This is a genomic window from Bacillus sp. CDB3 (assembly GCF_002081505.1).
Classification (GTDB): Bacteria; Bacillota; Bacilli; order Bacillales; family Bacillaceae_G; genus Bacillus_A; species Bacillus_A cereus_AT.
On sequence record NZ_ALBR01000050.1, the window covers coordinates 13,105 to 32,463 of the forward strand.

Consider the following 19,359-nt stretch of genomic DNA (forward strand, 5'->3'; position numbering starts at 1 on the left):
GCACTTGCTATTTCACACCATTTGTTGTAAGATAGTAATTAAGGTCAATTTAACAATATATTTTCTTTGCATATTATCAAGTATCAATCAGGACCATTTCGTACTCCTTATGGGTTTTTGATAATATGTGAACTTTTATTTTCATTCAAATAAGGCCGATCATATTGTAATCTTTTTAAATTTTAGGAGGCATTACCATGACATTAACAGGTAAAGTAAAATGGTTTAACAGCGAAAAAGGTTTCGGTTTCATCGAAGTTGCAGACGGTAACGACGTATTCGTTCACTTCTCAGCTATCACTGGCGACGGCTTCAAATCTCTTGACGAAGGTCAAGAAGTTAGCTTCGAAGTTGAAGACGGTAACCGTGGACCTCAAGCTAAAAACGTTGTAAAGCTATAATTCAAACAATAAAAAGGTTGTTACCAGCTCGGTTAACAACCTTTTTAATATATAACTAAAAATTTTTACATAAAAGGAGTGGTTACATGTATCGCAATCGAAAGAACGATGTAGCAGAAGTACCACCAGAACAAACACCTGTTTGGGAATGTGAATCAGAGGATTGTTTAGGATGGATGAGAAAGAACTTTTCATTTGAAGAAGAGCCTAAATGCCCTTTATGTAAAAGTAGCATGAAAAGCGGAGAACGTTTATTACCTAAGTTAGGTTAATTTTTACATGCCCCTCTTATTTTATTAAGAGGGGCTTTTTATTAATAATGATCATGCTCTACATCTGTTCGCACAACAGAATACATTAATGCATCGTGTTGTTTATTTCCTTGATGAATGTATCCGCGTAACAGTCCTTCCTTTTGAAAACCTAATTTAGATAACATATTACACGAAGTTATATTTTCAGGATATGTAATAGCTCCAATTCTAAATAAACCTAAATCTCGAAATCCATAAGTAATAATTTCTCGAGCAGCTTCTGAAGCATAACCATTCCCCCAATAACGAGGATGTAAATCATATCCAATCTCAGATCGTTTGCTCCAAAGTTGTAAATTATTTAATCCAATTGTTCCTACTAAAGTATTTGTTTCTTTTAATACAATCCCCCAACGTATCGCCTTTTTCTCAAAGTAATTTTTCGAAAAAGATTCAATCATACGTGAAGCTTGTCCAAACTCAGTAAAAGAATTCATACCGTAATAACACGTTACCTCATCTAATGAGAATATTTCATATATTTTTTGACAATAAGATTGTTCTATTTCAACTAAGCGCAAGCGTTCTGTTTCTAACATAGGAAATGCCATAGGATCACTCCTTTCTCTCTACTCATTTATTATAGCAGAAAAAGTATTTATAATTAGGAAAGTCCTCAATGTCCCACAAATCAAATATTTCTAGCGATGCTTATCCTTCTTATTCTATATAAACTAAGAGTATACCTTCTTGCTTTTTGATTACCATTTAGACCTCATGCTATAATTACTATAAAGTGAAACGTTAATCAGTAAAAGTTTTGTTCACCTCAACTGATTATTAGTTACACCACTCGGATATTTACGGGATATATTAAATTTCAAATTATCAAGAACTGTTAAGAGGTTGGTTTTATGACAAAATATAATTATTTTACATACGCTCTCATGAACACAATTATCTTCTTACCTTATTTTCTTTTTATCATTATTGGAAATTCATATAACACACTGTTAAACGGTTGGTTTCCTCTCATTATCTTCTACACTTTTAAATATACAGGTACTTTTCTTATTCATTCATTTAAAACAAAACTAAACACACGTGAACAGTTATTAAACTTTCTAATAGTAGCGATTATCGGAACTATATGTGGATCGTTAGCTTCTTTTTCAACAATTTGGCTTGAAATCTCAGCTCTTTTTATGGGAATTGCATCAAGTATTTTGTTACCACTTTATACAACTACCCAATATCATGAAAAATTATTATTTGGTAGGAAAATGAAAAGGAATCAATATCTTTTTGCACTATTAACAGTTATATTGATTGTTCCACTTATATTATTTACAGCTAATTCTAATCATGCAAGTTTAGCTTTTATATTTTACGGAATCGCTCTTTATATTTGTTACGTATCCCTAAGAAAAATGCCAACATACGAAGTCACAGTAGAGAACTCATTCCATTTTTCAGTGCCTTCATTTTTATTATTCATTCTCTTTACTACACTACTTTTCCTTATGAAGGCGACTCGTGAAATAAATTTACAACTGCTACTTGTACTATTAGTCGTCACCATTCTTGTTGCAATAGCACTACTAACTATATACATTACTAAAGTGAAATTTCAGCTTCAATTACCTAAGTTTATTTATTACTTCGGATTTACACAAGGAATGATCGTTAATTTTTACCTATTGTATGGTACATTCTTTGCATTGTCACAGAAAAACAGTACTTTCATGATTTATGGCGTTTATTTACCATATGGAATTGGGATTATTCTATCCTTATTTTTAGGATCCAAACTATCCCATCACTTTAACTCTTACCATCCGATAACAGTGACAAATGTGGGTGCATTGTTAGGTATACTATGTACAACGCTATCATGGACATTACCAATCGGTGGTTTACTAGTCGGTTTCTTCTCATCTTTACAAGCAAGACAATTAAATCGTTTCGCATACGACGCTACTAGTTCCCTTAAAGATTCTAGCTTATCACTTCGTAACCGATGGTCTAAACTAGGAAGTATGATAAATCAAATTTTATTAATTACGTTTATATTAGTACTTAGTTTCATTTATCGTATACCATTAAATGAAGTATTCGTAGCCCTTACTGGGAAAGGAATCCAAAACGAACTTCCGATGTTCCCTGTTTTAATAACAGTCAATATTGTCATTTGTTTTATTATTGGTAGCTTATTAATATTTGGTTCTTGGAAATTAGAAAAAACAAAGAGATGATTTTCTCTTTGTTTTTTCTTTATATGCGACTAGCGCTCAATAACAACGTGCTGTTTATCCCCGTTTTCACTTAAAAATCCAGTTAGTCTGAGAAGTGTATCTAACTCATTAACGAAGAGATAGACATCAGTGTATTTCTCCCTGTAAAACAATCCCCTAATCCATACTTTTATGTTAAAATTTAGGTAATCATTATTCTTACGGAGGTGTATTAACTTTATGTATATTTTCATTAGCTTAGCACTTCTACTTATATTACTCATTTTTTTATTCGCAAAAAAATTCACACCAAATTCTTTCATGATGACAAGTTTTAAAGGAAATAGCTTAAAAACATTTTCAATTAGTATTTTAATCGCTGCCGTACTTTCTCTTTCATACGGGATTTATCACGCAGTAACATATCAACCTAGTTATTTAGATATTACATTACAAAATCAAAATCACACTGTTTTCGGTAATATTGGCGAATTCGGTTATTTCTCAGAAGAATTACTGAAAAAAGACGTGAAAACTAAAGTGTATTTTGTTTCTTGGGAACCAATACATTTAGAACACCCGCAAATAAAAATCGACTACCCTTCCGGTAAACAAGAAAATTGGAAACCTACTATATCGTCCATATCTACAAGTACGTTAAAAGAAAAACATAAAATTGAGGAAATTTATCAACTAGCACCATACGCCTTTAAAGAATCCGGAAAGGTAACATTAACAATTCAGCAAAATAACAAAACAAATAAAAAAATAATACTTACTGTAAAATAAAACAAAACATCCCTCCTTTTTGCTGGAGGGATATTTTTGTTTAAATATTTTAAAACTACTCATTATGCGTTTCATTTAATGTAGCAATTATTTCATTGGCAGTATTCTTTCCATTTCCAATACAAGCTCCAATTCCTACACCGTAATAGGAAGCGCCCGCTAAATATACATTAGGATAAAGAGCAGCCAATTTTTCTTGTAATGATTGAACTGCTTGATTATGTTCTAAATGATATTTCGGCATTAAATCTTTCCAATTTGTAACTTCAATTACTTCTGGTTCACCTTGAATTCCGAGACTTTTTTCAATATCATATAAAGCAACTCGTACTAATTCTTCTTCATTATAATTTTTAATCGTTTCATATACTGGATTTGTGCTCTTATAAAACATTCTTACTAACAGCTTTTGTTTACCCGATGTATGTTTCCACTTCCTGCTTGTCCATGTGCAAGCATCACAATGTAAATCACTGTTTTCCGTTACGATAAAACCTGTTCCATCAGCCGGTAGTTGTTCATCTAGTATGTCAAAACCTAAGTAAATACTTATAAGCGATGAATTTTTAAATTTATTAAAATTCTCGTTTAACTCATTAGACTGTAATAAAGTTTGTGCGATATCATGCGGAGCTGCTAAAACGACAGAATCAGCTTGTATTGTCTCATGATTTGCAAAAGAAATCTCATATTGATTACCTTTTTTACTTACAGCAGTCGTTACAACACCTTTTTTAATGACAGTCTCAGTCAGCACTTCTTCTAAGCGATTAATAATCGTAGATAGTCCACTTTTAAATGATACAAATTTTTTATTTCCTGCTGATTGAAATTGTTTTTTATTCTCTTCAAAACCTTTAATAATACTTCCGTATTTATTTTTATAATCCACTAAATATGGTAATGTAGATGCCATAGTAAGCTCATTCAATTTACCAGAATATACACCTGAAAGTACAGGCGCAATTTGTCTTTCCACTAACTCTTTCCCTAAAAAGCTTTCTAAAAATACAGCAAGTGATGTATCCTTCGTAAACTCTTTATTTTTCGTAATAAAATCTTTTAAAGCAACGATTTTCCCTTTTTTTGAGACTAGTGTACTGCTAAATAATGATTCAACACTCATAGGAATCCCAAATATAGTGTCCGCAGGAATTGGATGTAATATGTTATCAGAGTATATGTAAGAAATACCTGTTTCGTTATATACCATTTCATTTTCTAAATTCAAATCTTTTACAAGTGGCAACACATGTTCATTACGAGCAACGATAGAATCTGCTCCGGATTCCATAATAAAATCATTTTCTTCCACACTGTGGATTTTACCACCTAAATACTCTTCTTTCTCAATAAGGATTAAATTTAAATCTATATTATAATCCTTCTTTAATTTTTCTAAGTAAAACATAGTAGAAAGTCCAGTAATACCTCCACCGATGACAACGACTGTTTTCATATTTGCTGCGCCCCTAACCGATACAATTAATAATTCCTTTATTATTATAACCAAAAATCATCATAGTCGACTAGCAGCTTGTGCATTCTGTAAGAAATTAGACAATATATATGAATACATTTTAGGTTGATCATTATGTACTAAATGACCTGCAAACGGAATAACAGCACTATGTATATTTTTGTTTAATTGTTTAAACGTTGTAGCAGCTGTAACTTCATCTTCTGAATCTCCCCCGACAATACACAGTGTAGGTATTTGAAGATTAACTACATCACCCGTTTCATGAAATGGGTACCAATCCTTAACTTGCCACGATTCGAACAATCCTTTCCAATCACTTTTTACATGAATTTGATTCATATAAGTTACAACTTCTTCATTTTCCATCAACTGTTGATGACACTTTGCTTCATACTCCTGAGACTCTTCCCAATTATCTCGCTTAACTGGAAAAACACCTGAAAAGGTTAATGTTTTCACTTTATCTGGATATTTTTTTGCAAATAATAAAGCGGCTAATCCCCCTAGTGAAACACCCGCTATATGACAACTATTAATTCGCAAATGTTCTAGCGTATCATTTAAATCATCAGCAGAGCACAGAAAATAATTATCTAATGTACCTCCTGATTCTCCATGCCCCCTCAAATCAGGACGAATTACTTTATATTGTTTTTCTGTAAAAAATTTCACCTGTTCTTCAAACTCTACTAAACCCGTCATACCACCAGAATGTAGAAGCACAATTGGTTCCCCTTCGCCTGAAATATGCGTATGTAAAATCATTAATTACCCTCTTTTAAAATTGAATATTCTGTTTATTAATAGTATATCGAATATACTTTTGAATTTCCAAATAAAAAAGAACTATAACATATTCAAACCACGTCATAGTTCTTTCTATTTTAAAAACATAAACCAATTTATTAATTTGTCTATTTCTTGGCTGAGCTCTATTACTTTTTCATGTTGAAGTCCATAATTTGAGACTAGATTCAATAATTCTTCTTTTTTCACTTCTATTACTTTTTCTAGCTTTACTAATTCCATGTCGTCTTTATTCGCTCCAATTTCAAAATATATGTATTTTAGTATAGCCTACTTACATAATAAGTAAAAGCCCTATACTTATGTAAAATCTTACATATTTGAAAAAATAATATACTACTAACAAAAAAGAGACTTACACTAAGTCCCTTTTTACAGATCGTATTAACTCTCTACCATCTGTTAGTCACTAATAATACAACGAAATTTATCTAACGATTTATTTTTATATTCTGGAGCTCTTTTCAAGTGATCGAAATAACTGTATGAAAATTTAAATATATGTCCAAAATCCCAATTCAATTCACTATAGTCTTTATGCCAAAATACGTTTTCAATCGGAAGTATATCAATTTGTTTTGCTTGTATGAGCGGTTGACGATCTACTGGGGAATTTATATTTATATGATTATTCGATGTGAAATCGCGACTTTTTCTAAGTACATAAACTAGCTTTAATAGTGGTTTTATTCCTCGTTGAAATAATTCTATATATCCTAAGTCATATAATATATTAATAGCATGCGAAAAAGTTAGCATATGACCAATTAAATCGTGATGTGATTCTGCCCTATAAATAATTTTGAATTTAGATAACTCATTTAAAATAAATTTAGATAATTGTTTAGGATTTTTAATTTCACTTTGAATCTCATCATTGTTTATAATTAGTTGCTTTACTTCTTTAGTTGTAAAACCAATCCAAGATCTACCTGGAATTGTTTTTTGAAACGATAATATAAGATTTGCTATATTATTAATATCTTGATTACTCCCCCAATCGGTTAACTCCTTTATGGCCATTAAACTTAACGAAGCGTAAATTACATTATGCCCAACCCAATGGAGCTCATCAATCGTGTGTTCCAAAGATTTGATTATCTTTTTTTCAGCACTTTGAAAATCGATACCTTGTTTATTATCAACCGTTTCGCCTAACCTTTGCTTATGGAGCATCATTTTCGCTTGAGAATATATGTTACGGGCAGTTTTTTCATCAATGTTATTATCTTTCGTAAAAAATAACTAGCAATTGCAGCTGCTCCGAAATGTGCATGCCAAATATCATTTGTTTCTTTTTTACATTGAGATATAATTGAAAGCCCATCTTTTAATACACCTATATTTTTCCATTTCTATTATCCCCCTCTAAACCCTAATAAAAATGGCCTTATAGCATCTACAAAGTCGCCAAAAAGCCTGGTAAAACTCTTGAAACGTTTTCTCCTTTACAGTTATAAATTTAAATTGACCCTGCCGCTCAACAATAATTAAATCTGCTTCTAACAATATTTTGAGATGATACGATCGATTAGACTCATCTCTAATGTAGTCTCAATTTCTCTACAAGTATGTTTGTTTTTATTATGAAATAAATAACAAACAATTTCGATACGTTTCACTTCTGCTAATGCCTTAACTATTTTCACTCTTTATTCATCTGATTTGTTTGATAGTCATGGAACTATCTTATTTTTGTTTTTTCTTTTGTCAAATCCCTCCTCTTAGTTAACATAAAAAGTCGAGAATAAATTTATATGTATTTATGGGAGAATATTCAATTACACAGGCACCTATTTACGTAATTCAAAATTGCTAGCATGTTACCACTTTGTATTATCCCTAAGGCGGATACACCCTTAACTTAATGACGGTGTTAACACAAATAAGATATGATTCATTTCACTACTCTTATTCAAAAATCTATGTTTCACGTTCGGGGGAATACGCACAACGTCCCCTTCTTCTAAAAAATATTCGTTCCCTTCCAATTCCACATATACTTCCCCTTTCATTACAACCGCAATCTCTTCCTTATCTTCATGTGAATAATGACTTTCCGTCGTATTTGCATGTCTATTTAAATCCATCATTAACATTTCAATACGAGCTTTCATAAAGTCTGGTGTTAATACATCGTAAACAATATGATCATTATTTTCTCGGTAAACCTTTTTACGATCTTTTTTCTTAGAAATGAGTGAATCTGTATCAATATCATTAATAAAAAGTGTAAACAGCGGTACGTTTAATGCTTTCGCTATTAATTCTAATACACTTAAAGAAGGATTAGCATGTCCCCTTTCAATTTGACTAATCAGTGAAGTACTGATTCCTGCATAATCAGCAAATTCACGAATTGTCATATTATTTTTCTTACGATAACTTAAGACAGTTTGACCTAATCGATAATGAATCATAACAAAAACTTCCTTTCGTCTATCATAGTGCATGTTTTATCCCTTTTGTGCTGACATACTAAACAGAGACAATAAATCCTTCCTTATCTCATTAAAGACTTATATACTAACTCTTGTACATTATATTATATACAGTTTATTATAATAAACAGTCTATCGGAGGGACAAACTTTGAAATCACCTATTCTTTCATATTTCATCTTATTTTTCGGCGTGTTTGCCTTATCAACTTCAGCAATCTTTGTAAAATTAGCGGATGCCCCTACAGCAATTACTGCTTTTTACAGATTATTGTTTGCAACGTTAATTCTTATTCCATTTCTAATATTTAATAAAGATAATCGAAACGAATTACGCTCTTTATCAAAAAAACAATGGGGATTCGGACTATTATCCGGATTATTTCTAGCAGCACATTATGTACTATGGTTTGAATCATTACAGTATACTTCTGTAGCAAGCTCTACAGTTATCGTTACGTTACAACCTCTATTTTCAATGATCGGCGGTTATTTTTTATTCAAAGAAAGGTTTACGAAAGGAGCAATTATAGGTTGCCTCATTGCAATTTCCGGAAGTATCGTAATCGGATGGCAAGATTTCCAAATTAGTGGAGAAGCATTATACGGAGATATTTTAGCTTTCATTGCAGCCGGAGTCATAACAACCTATTTTTTCATTAGTCAACACGTTCGTAAAGATTTATCTCTTATACCATATTCAGTAATTAGTTATGGTAGTAGTTCACTCTTTCTCGGCATATTTGCTTACACACAGCAGTCATCTTTCTTCAATTACTCTGCACAAACATGGTGGTCCTTTATAGGTCTAGCATTCATTGCAACGATTTTAGGGCAAACAATTTTCAATTGGTTACTAAAATGGATGAGTGCTACTGTTATTTCAATGAGTATTTTAGGAGAAACGATTGGAACGTGTATATTAGCGTATTTCATTTTGAATGAAACGATTTCGTTACAACAAGGTGCAGGTATTTTACTTATTTTTATTGGATTAACCTTGTTTTTGCTTCAACCGAAGCTTCCACATCGTAATCAATGATTTCAAAAAGTTTGATTAAATTAACTTAATACCCCTTGATAAAAGAGCAAATAGAAAAAGCGTGGTTTAAAAATAGATTGATCAAAACACGCTTTTTCTATATTCAATTAAAGCATCCTTTTATAAAAAAGTTTGATAATTTTTGTGATCCTTACTCAATTAAAGCACCCGATCGTGGAAGATCTTATTGAAGATAACCATCCCTTTATCTTAATAATAAACTGATATTTTTGTTCAAATTAAATCTCTCCTTAATTATGTACAATCAAACCACCCGGTCTAAAACGACTCATCATAATTTCATTAACAAATTTCCCATGAGCCTTCAAATTCCCTATCTTTACACCTTCTTCTATAAATCCAAATTTTTCATATAAGGCTTTCGCTCCAGGATTCGTGTCTAACACACCAAGCTCTACTCGCTCTAACATTAACCAATTGTCAGCAAGATCCAGTATTTTGGTAAGAAGTGCTTTTCCTATTCCTTTATTGTGATATTCGCTGTCTACCCCAATAAATAAATCTCCTGAGTGAGATCTACGTCCTGAACTTTGGGTTAAACCGACAAATCCAACAACTTCTCCATCATATTCTGCAACAAATTCAAATTGATTTGGTGCTAAATTACGAATTCTATTCTCCATAGCATCTACACGCATACTAGGTAAGAAAACCATATAAGGTAAAACATCCTCTTGAATGCATATACGATGAATTGCTCTAGCATCTTGTAGTTCTACCGCTCTAATGTTAATCCCCATTTTTTCTCCCTCCATTCAAATAATCATATAGATATTCTAATATGCGATATAAAATCCCTTTATAACCTTAACTAATCATGTCATTTTTATATAATTATTTCAGCATAATAACGTTTTTCAAATCGAACACTCTTCACTCTACCACTTAGAAAAATCCACGCGACTTTATTTTAACTATTCACCCGATTATACAATTCAAGTAGTTCCTCTACAGCAATATTATTTATTTTCATACCTGTTATATCACTATTTTGTATTTCAACATTTTTAAGATTACAATTAATTACTTTACTACCTTCAAGATTGCATCTTTCAAAAGAAATAGACTCCTTACCTTCTTCAAGGCTTGTATCTTTAAATTGAACTCCACCTAAAGTCACCAAATTAAATTTACTGCCTGAAAGATTTAAGTCTGCATATGAGGAGTTCCTTAGATTAATATTTTTAAACTTTGATTGACTTACATTACAATTACTCATGTTCATATGCATTACATTGCTATTAACAAATGAACTATCCTTTAAATTCACCTGATAATACTCTGTATTTGCCAAATTACAGTTTTCGTATTGCCCACTTCTCATATCTTTATTTTTAATTAAGCTCTCATCGCTTGAAACGGTCTTTATTCTTTTTACATAGCAATATTCATCTTCCGTTTCAAAAATTGTCTCAAATCCCATTTTTTTATAGAAATGATGATTATTAACTTGTCTACTAGACGTCTCAAGATCCCAAATCCTTACGCTTGGAAACTCTTCTTCTATAAACTTGATAGCCTGTGATCCAATCCCTATCCCCTGATGAATAGGATCCACAAATATACGATCAATTCTACCGTAAGACTTACCAGAAATCGTAACTATAATTCCACCGACAATTTCTTCGTCCATTATCACTTTAAAATAATCTAATTCTTCGATCGAATATATAGTCATCTCGACTGAAGAATACCCTGGTGGTTGAATGTTATAATCAATTACACCCTCTTGGCCACACAACCATTGTTTTGCTTCTTCATCAAATGTTCTTCTCATTATTTCTGTTAACTTTTCAGCATCTAAAATTGTAGCTTTTTCAATAAATATTATCGTCATTTCATTTTCCCCTTAATTTTCATAAACAAATAACTTATGTGAACAAATTAGTTACTAGTTTACTTTCTCTTTTATAAATTTTCCCATTATTACATATGGAATATCATCTTTACTTGGATGAAATGGCTCCAATACATTTACCCAATCTAATTTTTCATATAAAGAACGCGCTTTTTCATTGTTTATTTGTGTTGTTAAAACGCTCGTTTTATTTGGAATCCCTTCTAATAATCCATTATGTAATTTCGTCCCAAGCCCCTCATTTCGATATTCTTTGTGAACTGCTAACTCTACAAATTCAAAACAATCTTCTAACCACTGGTCTATTTGTTCCAAGTTCAATGCTTCTCTCATTAATTGATTATAGTACTGGCCTTCCAACGAACGATAACCATAAGTAAAACCAATAACTTCATTTTCATCATTTATTGCTATTACTCCTTTAAAATCTGTATACTCCATATGCCTTGTAATTCTTTCTACCATTTCATCAAAATTTGTTTTATCAAATACTTTACAATATAGTTTTGCCATATTAATAATTAAGGCTTCATCTTTTCTTATAGGTAATATCGTCATTTTCCCACTCCTATTTTTAATGATTGCATTTACCAGCACTTATAAATAATTATAAAATAAAGAATATTGAAACGGAATATATATCTTCTTATTAATTTACTTAATACAATAAATCTGCACAATAAAAAGCTCTGACACATATTCACGAATAAGTTCATGCTTCAGAGCTTTTGTATATTTCATGTTGTTCATTTATTAAGCGCCTTCTGTACCATAATCTTCAATTGTTAATTTCACATTATATTTGATTGGTGTCTTACTAAACACTTTATCCCAATCCTTTTCAACTTTCTTCCATACTTTTGGATACTCGATTTTCAAACTAGTATTAAAGCCAGCAACATCAGTTTTATATTCCTTTTGAATTTTGTGTAATGTATGCTTCACTAACTGCCTAACTTCTTGCTGGGCAGATTGCTCCACTCTTTTGAGAAATGCATTTTTAAAAGCTTCCTCTGACTCAGACCAATTTTCGGATAACCGGCCCACAGACTGAACATTGACATCGAAAGAGAGCTTATCTCCATTAACATGGGGCGTAATTTTACTTTTCACAGATTTCACTTCATACATTACTAATTTCCCCGTCTTTTTATCATAACTTTTCACCAAGCCACTTTTTCCTTTTGCAGTTATCCACATTAAGCCTTCTAATTCATTCTCGTTCAGAAAGCCACGGAGTTTTTTTGTACTTCCTTTCATAACAGCAGCACCTACATATTTCACTTCTCCGTCTATAGAAATCACGTTTGGCAAAAGAAAACTCGCTCCAGATTTCACCTTTCCTGGTAGTTTTGCAAGTGGCATCGGCGGTAAAATTCGTGAGGATCTATATTGATTATCCTCGATTTCAATCAAGCGAAATGCTGGAATTTCCGCAGGTTCTTTTGATTTTAACGCATCACGAGCCATCCCTTTACTAACCATAATAAAGCAACTAGGTCTCATCTCATTATCACGAACGTAGATGTCCAATAACTGCGTTAAATTATATGTTCGGGCGATACTTTCACTAACAACTATTACTTTCGTATGATGAAAAATGATAGGCCTTTGCCTTCTTAATGCAACTTCACGTATTGATTGATGAAGAGAATCTCCTGTTTCTGCAACATTCATATAAGCTTTTTGTTGCGATACTCCACCTTTGCCTCCGTCTGATGATGATTGTGCTTTAACAAATTGAAAGGTGGTTGTTATCAAATTTTTCTTCTTATATCCGCCGCCCTTTTCTTCGATTTCCTTCTCAATCTTTGTTTCTTTTTCTTTATCTATTGCTATACCTACAGCGAAACCTAACTCCTCAATTTCATGACTACTCCAGCATCCTGTAAGTAATAAGAGAAAAACTATTGACATTAGCCCTATAAAAATTTTTCTGTTTTTAATACTTTGGTTCATGCCTGTTTTTCCTTCCCTTCGCTATCATAAGGAGAAGAAACGGAAGAATACCAAATAATATTATCGCTGCGTTACTAATCAAATTTCCAAATTCAAATAACTCATTTATGTTTTTGGGAACTTCAGCAACGATATATATTACCGGAAGTAATCCATACAAAAAGGAATGAATATTTTTATTAAAGAGCTGTGCTAACCCTAAAGCAGCTGCATAATAACAAATTGTATATGTGGCAAAGATCTGCATAATCCATATCACTAGTAACAAAGATTCAAACCGTTCAAAAATTAAGCCTTGAATTTCAAAACTTCTCATAAGGTCAATTGTAGGCCATGTTCTCACCAATACACCATCGATAGAAAACGCTCCTATAACCATTACAACTGTAATAACATAAAAAAGTAAAGGAATCGTAGTGCCAATTATAACAACTTTTACTGCTTGAGACGGTTTCTTCATAAATGCTAAAAGTAACAACATAATTTCTGCTCCCGAATATGCCATAGTTGTTGTTTTTAGACCTTTTAGTACAGGAACAATCCCTAATCCTAATACAGGACGAAGATTATCCAGTTCAAATATTCCAATACTCATAAAAGATGTCACTAAAAAAATAAAAACTGTAATTGGAAATATAATTTCAAATAAACGTGCTATCGCATTTATTCCGCCTAGATTTAAATAAAGACTTATCCACATGAATGGTATAAGAATAGCCCAGTCAGGCGTACCTTCTAATAGAAAAAAACTTGTTATACCTTCCAACGTTCTAAGTTCAAAGGAAGAAAGTGTTAAAAAGTAACCGATAATCAACAAACTAATTAACACTCCAAGCCATTTCCCCACAAGTTCTTGGCTATATTGATAAAATGTTTTTTCAGGAAATTGTTGACTTAACTTCACGATAATTATGCCTGCAACTATCGCAATTAATCCTCCTAAAATAACCGTTATCCAAACATCAGGAGTTTGCACTTTCTCAGCTGCTGTTCTAGGTAAAGTGAGGATTCCGATAGCAAGTATATAATTGATAAGAATCACAGCTGCTTGTGAAGTCGGAATTTTATCCTTTGAGTTCATAATCATTCCTCTTCACTTCCTTTCCGTACATAGTCTTTTAAATTCAACATTTTCGGACGTCGCTTCATCATCTGAATTGGCATACGAACAATAAAATCCTTCCAATCGGTAAATTGATATAAGACAGCTGGGCTAGCATAAGGTACACCAAAACTTTTAAGCCTTGCAATATGACTGCATATAAATAAGAAAAATAGAATAACTCCATATAATCCGAATATAGCAGCGGAAAACATAGCTACAAAGCGAAGAATACGTAATGGAATTGCTGTACTATAATGAGAAAGTGCAAAAGAGGAAATAGCCGTGGCCGCCACAACAATTACCATGATTGGACTCACAATTCCAGCTGATACAGCTGCTTGCCCAATGATTAATCCTCCTACAATTCCCATCGCTGAACCAATTGGCTTAGGTAGTCGTAATCCCGCTTCTCGTAAAATTTCAATCGCAATTTCCATAAATAATCCTTCTATAATTGCAGGAAACGGAACGCCTTCTCGACCTCCTATAATTGAAATGGCTAACTTAGTTGGAATCAATCCAGGATGGAATGAAATAAATGAAATGTACAGAGCGGGAGCAAATAGAGAAATAATAGCTGTTCCAAAGCGCAATAAACGAATCAGTGTACCTGGTATCCAACGCTCATAATAATCTTCGGGCGATTGCATCATCATGCTAAATGTAACTGGAACAATTAATGCAAAAGGTGTTCCATCTAATAATATTGCAACCCTTCCCTCCATTAATGCAGCGATAACTTTATCAGGACGTTCGGTACTCTGTACTTGCGGGAAAGGACTAAGATAATTATCTTCAATAAGTTGTTCTATATAACCTGACTCTGGAACATTATCAATATTAATTTTCTCAATTCGTTTCTTAACTTCTTCTACTAATTCTGGATCAGCAATCTCTTTCATAAAGGCAATAACCAAGTCTTTTTTAGCCCGTTCTCCAACATGAAATTTCACTAATGATAATCCTTCATTTTCACCGTGTAACCGCAACAAAGCAGTATTGTCCGACAAAACTTCTGTGAAACCTACCCGTGGACCCCTAACCGATCCCTCTGATATTGGCTCTTCAACATTACGTGTTTTTCCTTTTTTTGTATTAAGAATTAATACATCTGATAATCCATCAATTAATAATGCCGTTGAACCCATTAACACTTTTGGCATCATTTTTTGTATTGATTGTACTTCATCGACTCCACTAATAGAAAGAACCCGGTTTCTAATAAACTCTTTTGAAATATTCTCTTTCACATTAGATGATTCATCTTTATACTCATCAAAAAAATTACACATTAATGATTTTAAAATGTGCGTATCAATAAGATCTTTATCTGACAGCCCTTCTACAAAAACAAGAACTGCCTGGATGCTAGTCCCGCCGATATTAAACTCTCGACAATAAACGTCTGAGTTATCAAGAGCTTCTTTTTTTATAACCTCTAGATCTAAGTTGAAATCACCTGTAAAATAATCTTCAGAAACTTTTGTTGCGTTATTCTCATATGTATTTCCTTGTTCTTGGCCTTGATTAACTATTGAATCCTGCACTTTCACCTTCATCACTCTTTCTCAAAAAACTTCCTATACTAATCTTCTTAACATATCAATATTTATTCTCACTTAAGTCCCCCGTATAGTTCGTTATATTATTCTTTTTCTAGTGCGCGAATCCAACTAAAAAATCTTGAAATTATATATGGAATCAAAATTACGATAAAGGCTTGTATAAAAACTTTCCATTCAGGTACATAAGAAACAATCGTGTCCCACATTTTTATCATCCTATTACAATACATAATTTTAGAAATTCCTCACTCAATTGGAATTTCTTACGAATTATTATGCCTGATAAGAAAAATTTTGATGCACTTAAAACCTCATGTTACATTTCCTCTATATTTTTCATTGCATATTCAAAATGGTCATTCTTTATCAGACAAACAAAAAAGAAGGTTGCCTAAAAATCAGTTTCACTGACTTTATCGGCAACCTTCTTTTATAAAGTATCTTCTTTTTGTAATTGATTTTCTTCTTTCCAAAGCTTTCCTGGCCAAAAAGCGAATCGTCCTAAAACGACCGTAATCGCAGGTACAAGTAGTGGTCTTACAATAAATGTGTCTAGCAATACACCAATTGCTGTCACAATACCGAATTGAACTAAAACTTGAATTGGTAACGTACCTAATACTGCAAATGTTCCTGCTAAAATTAAGCCTGCGGATGTAATTACACTACCTGTTTGTATAACACCATTTTTTACTGCATCTACATGATTTTGTTTCTTTCTATTTTTCCATATTTCTGAAACCATAAAGATATTATAATCTTCTCCTAAGGCCACTAAAAATACGAATGCATATAATGGTATCGCACCTTGTATTGCAGGAGCCCCCATACCGAAATGCAGTAATACCCAGCCTGCTCCTAATGCAGAGAAGAATGATAAAACGACAGTTACAATTAAGTAAATCATCGCAACGACCGAACGTAAATACACGAGTAAAAGTAAAGCGATAATACTAATCATAACCGGAATAATAACCGCTTCATCACGTTCAGTAATTTGCTTTGTATCATATAATGAGGCCGTTTCTCCACCAATCCATAGTTGATCTTTTGCATTACTAATCCCAGCATCTTTTAATACTTTTTCTACACTAGTTTTCAATTTAGGGATTTGATCTAACGCTTCAATGGAGTATGGGTTTTCCGCTAAAGAAACTTCATACATTTGCAATTGAATATTTTCTTTTCCCTTCATTGGTTCTTTCACTTTATTAACAAAAGATAATTTCTCTATTTCTTGTTTAATAGGTAAATCTTTTCCCTCTGAATCAACTACTATCTTTACTGGTGCTAATTCTCCAGCTGAAAAATGATCCGTGATCAATGTAAATCCTTCACGTGATGGCATATCTTTCGGGAATGATTCTAATAAATCGTACGTGTATTGAATACGTGGTACAAATGAAGCCAATCCTCCTAATAAAAATACAGTTAGCATAATAATTGTCCACGGTTTACGTACAACAATATCACCAAGCTTTTTACTAAAGGCACCCTTTGTAGTTTTCACTTTTAAAACTTTCTTTTTTGCAAACTCTTCATTCATTGCAGTTGTTCTCGGTATAAATGGGAAGAATGCAACTCTACCGAAAATTAATAATAATGCTGGAAGAATTGTTAATGCAGCGATTCCCATTATGAAAACAGCAACACTAAATGGTACTGCAAATCGATGAAAGGCTCCATAGTGCGCAAGTAATAACGTTCCTAATCCTAGTACTACAGTTAATGCACTCATTATAATTGCTCCGCCTGATGCTTTTATCGCAAGTTGCAGTGCTTTATATTTACTTTCTTCTTCTAACAGATACTCCCTATATCTTGAAATTAAAAATAGACAATAGTCCGTTCCAGCACCAAACAACAAGACAGTCATAATCGATATAGCCTGTGCATCTACTTTAATCCATCCTTTGTCTGCTAAAAAGCCTAGTGTCGGACTGATAATTCCATATGCAAAACCAACAACAAGTAAAGGTAAAATTGCTAAAATTGGAGAGCGGTACAATAAAATTAATAAAACCAATACTAGTAGTACAGTAGCAACTAATAATTTCACATCAGCTTGACTAAATAAACTTACCGCATCCGTTTGAATCCCTACAGGTCCAGATAATCGAGCATGTAAACCAGAATCACTTATCTTTTGTTTGAATGGATCTTCGTCCACTTTACTATTCACTATTTTTCGTAACTCTTCTAAATTACCTTTTAATATATCCGTTCCAGCAGATTTATTAAAGAATACCGGTGTAACAAATGATGTACCATCCTTTGATGCGCTTTTTGATAATACTTGCTCTGGAATTGTATCAAATGGTGGTAATGTTGATTGTTCTTTTAAAGGACTAGCTTTTAACTCTTTATAAGTGTCCTGTATTAGTTTATAGTCTTGTGACTCTAATCCACCATCTCTATGCCATACTACCAACAATGGATTTCCTGCATTATTAGGAAATTCTTTTTTCATAAGTGCTTCTGCTTGCTGTGACATAGCTGTTTCAGGTAAATTTTTCGGATTCGGCTCTTTCTTACTATTTACTTGTGGTAACGTAAATGAAAGTACTAATGTAATAAGAATCCATACCGATAATGTTATCCATTGCGTATTCTTCCCTGCTACAAGCTTCCCTAACACATGTAACGGGTGCTTTTTCATAAAAACCCACCTTCCTTTTTCCCTCCAATATTAATTATATATACTGGTCAGTTAATTAATCAAGAATGATTAAAAATTATGTTATAATTATCTCAATAATAAATGTCAGGAGCGAATGTAGTTGGAACAAAAACAACGTCCTCTCGGAAGACCTCGTCAAAATAAAAATACAAAATCTACAAAAGAAATCATTTTAGAAGTTGCAACTAAGTTATTTCTCACTCAAAATTATCAAGTTGTTTCGATGGATGAGGTCGCGAAAGAATGTGGTGTTACAAAAGCAACCGTCTATTATTACTATTCAACAAAAGCGGATTTATTTACCGCTACTATGATTCAAATGATGGTACGTATACGCGAGAATATGTCTCAAATTCTTTCTACAAATAAGACTTTAAAAGAAAGATTATTGGACTTCGCTAAAGTCTACTTACACGCAACGATGGATATTGATATGAAGAATTTTATGAAAGATGCAAAATTGTCTTTATCTGAAGAACAATTAAAACAATTAAAAAATGCTGAAGACAACATGTATGAAGTATTAGAAAAAGCACTCGATAATGCGATGAAAATTGGAGAAATCCCAAAAGGAAACGCTAAGTTTGCGGCTCATGCATTTGTATCTTTATTATCAATTGGGAATTTTAAAGATGAAAATCACAATCCTATTCTTACAAATATAGATGAATTAGCACAAGAAATCGTTTCTTTTTATTGGAATGGGCTAAGTCATTAAGAA

The 19,359-nt window shown here is 32.4% G+C and carries 19 protein-coding genes and 1 pseudogene; 6 read left to right on the forward strand and 14 right to left on the reverse strand.

Features of this window, described 5'->3' with window-relative positions:
- Positions 1-197: 197 nt before the first annotated feature.
- The gene (cspD, locus tag CDB3_RS12210) at positions 198-401 is read left to right on the forward strand and encodes a cold-shock protein CspD (protein ID WP_000176365.1); all 204 of its coding nucleotides are present in this window, start codon (positions 198-200) and stop codon (positions 399-401) included.
- Positions 402-487: 86 nt separating this feature from the next.
- A complete protein-coding gene (locus CDB3_RS12215) occupies positions 488-673 on the forward strand; it encodes a cold-shock protein (protein ID WP_000286203.1) in 186 nt (61 codons plus the stop codon).
- A 41-nt stretch (positions 674-714) separates the two neighbouring features.
- Here the strand turns inward: CDB3_RS12215 and CDB3_RS12220 are convergent, their stop codons facing one another.
- Positions 715-1,266, reverse strand: coding sequence for a GNAT family N-acetyltransferase (locus tag CDB3_RS12220; protein ID WP_128854674.1), 552 nt, complete (start codon positions 1,264-1,266; stop codon positions 715-717).
- 303 nt (positions 1,267-1,569) lie between these two features.
- Between CDB3_RS12220 and CDB3_RS12225 the strand changes: the two genes are divergently transcribed.
- A complete protein-coding gene (locus CDB3_RS12225) occupies positions 1,570-2,910 on the forward strand; it encodes a hypothetical protein (RefSeq protein ID WP_128854675.1) in 1,341 nt (446 codons plus the stop codon).
- 219 nt (positions 2,911-3,129) lie between these two features.
- Positions 3,130-3,678: a hypothetical protein gene (locus CDB3_RS12230; RefSeq protein ID WP_128854676.1), complete on the forward strand. Its 549-nt coding sequence runs from the start codon at positions 3,130-3,132 to the stop codon at positions 3,676-3,678.
- Positions 3,679-3,733: 55 nt separating this feature from the next.
- On the opposite strand, the gene CDB3_RS12235 is transcribed toward CDB3_RS12230, so the two are convergent.
- From CDB3_RS12235 to CDB3_RS12260, 6 genes and pseudogenes are all read right to left on the reverse strand, one after another.
- On the reverse strand, positions 3,734-5,137 hold the full coding sequence (locus CDB3_RS12235) for a protoporphyrinogen oxidase (protein ID WP_128854677.1): 1,404 nt from the start codon (positions 5,135-5,137) through the stop codon (positions 3,734-3,736).
- Positions 5,138-5,197: 60 nt separating this feature from the next.
- Positions 5,198-5,926, reverse strand: coding sequence for an alpha/beta fold hydrolase (locus CDB3_RS12240; RefSeq protein ID WP_128854678.1), 729 nt, complete (start codon positions 5,924-5,926; stop codon positions 5,198-5,200).
- 114 nt (positions 5,927-6,040) lie between these two features.
- Positions 6,041-6,190, reverse strand: coding sequence for an aspartyl-phosphate phosphatase Spo0E family protein (locus CDB3_RS12245; RefSeq protein WP_097831134.1), 150 nt, complete (start codon positions 6,188-6,190; stop codon positions 6,041-6,043).
- 180 nt (positions 6,191-6,370) lie between these two features.
- A pseudogene (locus CDB3_RS12250) lies at positions 6,371-7,311 on the reverse strand (hypothetical protein).
- A 159-nt stretch (positions 7,312-7,470) separates the two neighbouring features.
- On the reverse strand, positions 7,471-7,617 hold the full coding sequence (locus tag CDB3_RS32330) for a hypothetical protein (RefSeq protein ID WP_256869775.1): 147 nt from the start codon (positions 7,615-7,617) through the stop codon (positions 7,471-7,473).
- Positions 7,618-7,827: 210 nt separating this feature from the next.
- Positions 7,828-8,421: a helix-turn-helix domain-containing protein gene (locus CDB3_RS12260; RefSeq protein WP_128854679.1), complete on the reverse strand. Its 594-nt coding sequence runs from the start codon at positions 8,419-8,421 to the stop codon at positions 7,828-7,830.
- A 138-nt stretch (positions 8,422-8,559) separates the two neighbouring features.
- Between CDB3_RS12260 and CDB3_RS12265 the strand changes: the two genes are divergently transcribed.
- Positions 8,560-9,450, forward strand: a complete 891-nt coding sequence (locus tag CDB3_RS12265; RefSeq protein WP_128854680.1) for a DMT family transporter — start codon at positions 8,560-8,562, stop codon at positions 9,448-9,450.
- 251 nt (positions 9,451-9,701) lie between these two features.
- Here CDB3_RS12265 and CDB3_RS12270 read toward each other — a convergent pair whose 3' ends face one another.
- The 7 genes from CDB3_RS12270 to CDB3_RS12300 form a co-directional block, all read right to left on the reverse strand.
- The gene (locus CDB3_RS12270) at positions 9,702-10,211 is read right to left on the reverse strand and encodes a GNAT family N-acetyltransferase (protein ID WP_128854681.1); all 510 of its coding nucleotides are present in this window, start codon (positions 10,209-10,211) and stop codon (positions 9,702-9,704) included.
- Between the two features lie 170 nt (positions 10,212-10,381).
- Complete coding sequence (locus tag CDB3_RS12275; protein ID WP_128854682.1) at positions 10,382-11,308, reverse strand: GNAT family N-acetyltransferase; 927 nt, start codon at positions 11,306-11,308, stop codon at positions 10,382-10,384.
- 54 nt (positions 11,309-11,362) lie between these two features.
- Entirely contained in the window at positions 11,363-11,887 is a 525-nt protein-coding gene (locus CDB3_RS12280) for a GNAT family N-acetyltransferase (protein ID WP_128854683.1), read from the reverse strand.
- A gap of 195 nt (positions 11,888-12,082) precedes the next feature.
- A complete protein-coding gene (locus CDB3_RS12285; protein WP_128854684.1) occupies positions 12,083-13,288 on the reverse strand; it encodes a Ger(x)C family spore germination protein in 1,206 nt (401 codons plus the stop codon).
- Complete coding sequence (locus tag CDB3_RS12290; RefSeq protein ID WP_128854685.1) at positions 13,272-14,375, reverse strand: spore germination protein; 1,104 nt, start codon at positions 14,373-14,375, stop codon at positions 13,272-13,274. The genes CDB3_RS12285 and CDB3_RS12290 overlap by 17 nt, the downstream gene beginning before the upstream one ends.
- On the reverse strand, positions 14,372-15,952 hold the full coding sequence (locus CDB3_RS12295) for a spore germination protein (protein WP_128854690.1): 1,581 nt from the start codon (positions 15,950-15,952) through the stop codon (positions 14,372-14,374). The genes CDB3_RS12290 and CDB3_RS12295 overlap by 4 nt, the downstream gene beginning before the upstream one ends.
- Positions 15,953-16,388: 436 nt before the next feature.
- The gene (locus CDB3_RS12300) at positions 16,389-18,617 is read right to left on the reverse strand and encodes an MMPL family transporter (RefSeq protein WP_128854686.1); all 2,229 of its coding nucleotides are present in this window, start codon (positions 18,615-18,617) and stop codon (positions 16,389-16,391) included.
- Between the two features lie 121 nt (positions 18,618-18,738).
- On the opposite strand from CDB3_RS12300, the gene CDB3_RS12305 reads away from it, so the two are divergent.
- On the forward strand, positions 18,739-19,356 hold the full coding sequence (locus CDB3_RS12305; protein WP_128854687.1) for a TetR/AcrR family transcriptional regulator: 618 nt from the start codon (positions 18,739-18,741) through the stop codon (positions 19,354-19,356).
- Positions 19,357-19,359: the final 3 nt, after the last annotated feature.

What these genes read in the sequence shown, in the direction of transcription:
- CDB3_RS12285 (WP_128854684.1), bottom strand. Translation starts at nt 13,288, where the DNA reads ATGAACCAAAGTATTAAAAACAGAAAAATTTTTATAGGGCTAATGTCA.
- CDB3_RS12295 (WP_128854690.1), bottom strand. Translation starts at nt 15,952, where the DNA reads ATGAAGGTGAAAGTGCAGGATTCAATAGTTAATCAAGGCCAAGAACAA.
- CDB3_RS12235 (WP_128854677.1), bottom strand. Translation starts at nt 5,137, where the DNA reads ATGAAAACAGTCGTTGTCATCGGTGGAGGTATTACTGGACTTTCTACT.
- CDB3_RS12225 (WP_128854675.1), top strand. Translation starts at nt 1,570, where the DNA reads ATGACAAAATATAATTATTTTACATACGCTCTCATGAACACAATTATC.
- CDB3_RS12240 (WP_128854678.1), bottom strand. Translation starts at nt 5,926, where the DNA reads ATGATTTTACATACGCATATTTCAGGCGAAGGGGAACCAATTGTGCTT.
- CDB3_RS12215 (WP_000286203.1), top strand. Translation starts at nt 488, where the DNA reads ATGTATCGCAATCGAAAGAACGATGTAGCAGAAGTACCACCAGAACAA.
- CDB3_RS12290 (WP_128854685.1), bottom strand. Translation starts at nt 14,375, where the DNA reads ATGATTATGAACTCAAAGGATAAAATTCCGACTTCACAAGCAGCTGTG.
- CDB3_RS12260 (WP_128854679.1), bottom strand. Translation starts at nt 8,421, where the DNA reads ATGCACTATGATAGACGAAAGGAAGTTTTTGTTATGATTCATTATCGA.
- CDB3_RS12220 (WP_128854674.1), bottom strand. Translation starts at nt 1,266, where the DNA reads ATGGCATTTCCTATGTTAGAAACAGAACGCTTGCGCTTAGTTGAAATA.
- CDB3_RS12300 (WP_128854686.1), bottom strand. Translation starts at nt 18,617, where the DNA reads ATGAAAAAGCACCCGTTACATGTGTTAGGGAAGCTTGTAGCAGGGAAG.
- cspD (WP_000176365.1), top strand. Translation starts at nt 198, where the DNA reads ATGACATTAACAGGTAAAGTAAAATGGTTTAACAGCGAAAAAGGTTTC.
- CDB3_RS12270 (WP_128854681.1), bottom strand. Translation starts at nt 10,211, where the DNA reads ATGGGGATTAACATTAGAGCGGTAGAACTACAAGATGCTAGAGCAATT.
- CDB3_RS12275 (WP_128854682.1), bottom strand. Translation starts at nt 11,308, where the DNA reads ATGACGATAATATTTATTGAAAAAGCTACAATTTTAGATGCTGAAAAG.
- CDB3_RS12280 (WP_128854683.1), bottom strand. Translation starts at nt 11,887, where the DNA reads ATGACGATATTACCTATAAGAAAAGATGAAGCCTTAATTATTAATATG.
- CDB3_RS12245 (WP_097831134.1), bottom strand. Translation starts at nt 6,190, where the DNA reads ATGGAATTAGTAAAGCTAGAAAAAGTAATAGAAGTGAAAAAAGAAGAA.
- CDB3_RS12230 (WP_128854676.1), top strand. Translation starts at nt 3,130, where the DNA reads ATGTATATTTTCATTAGCTTAGCACTTCTACTTATATTACTCATTTTT.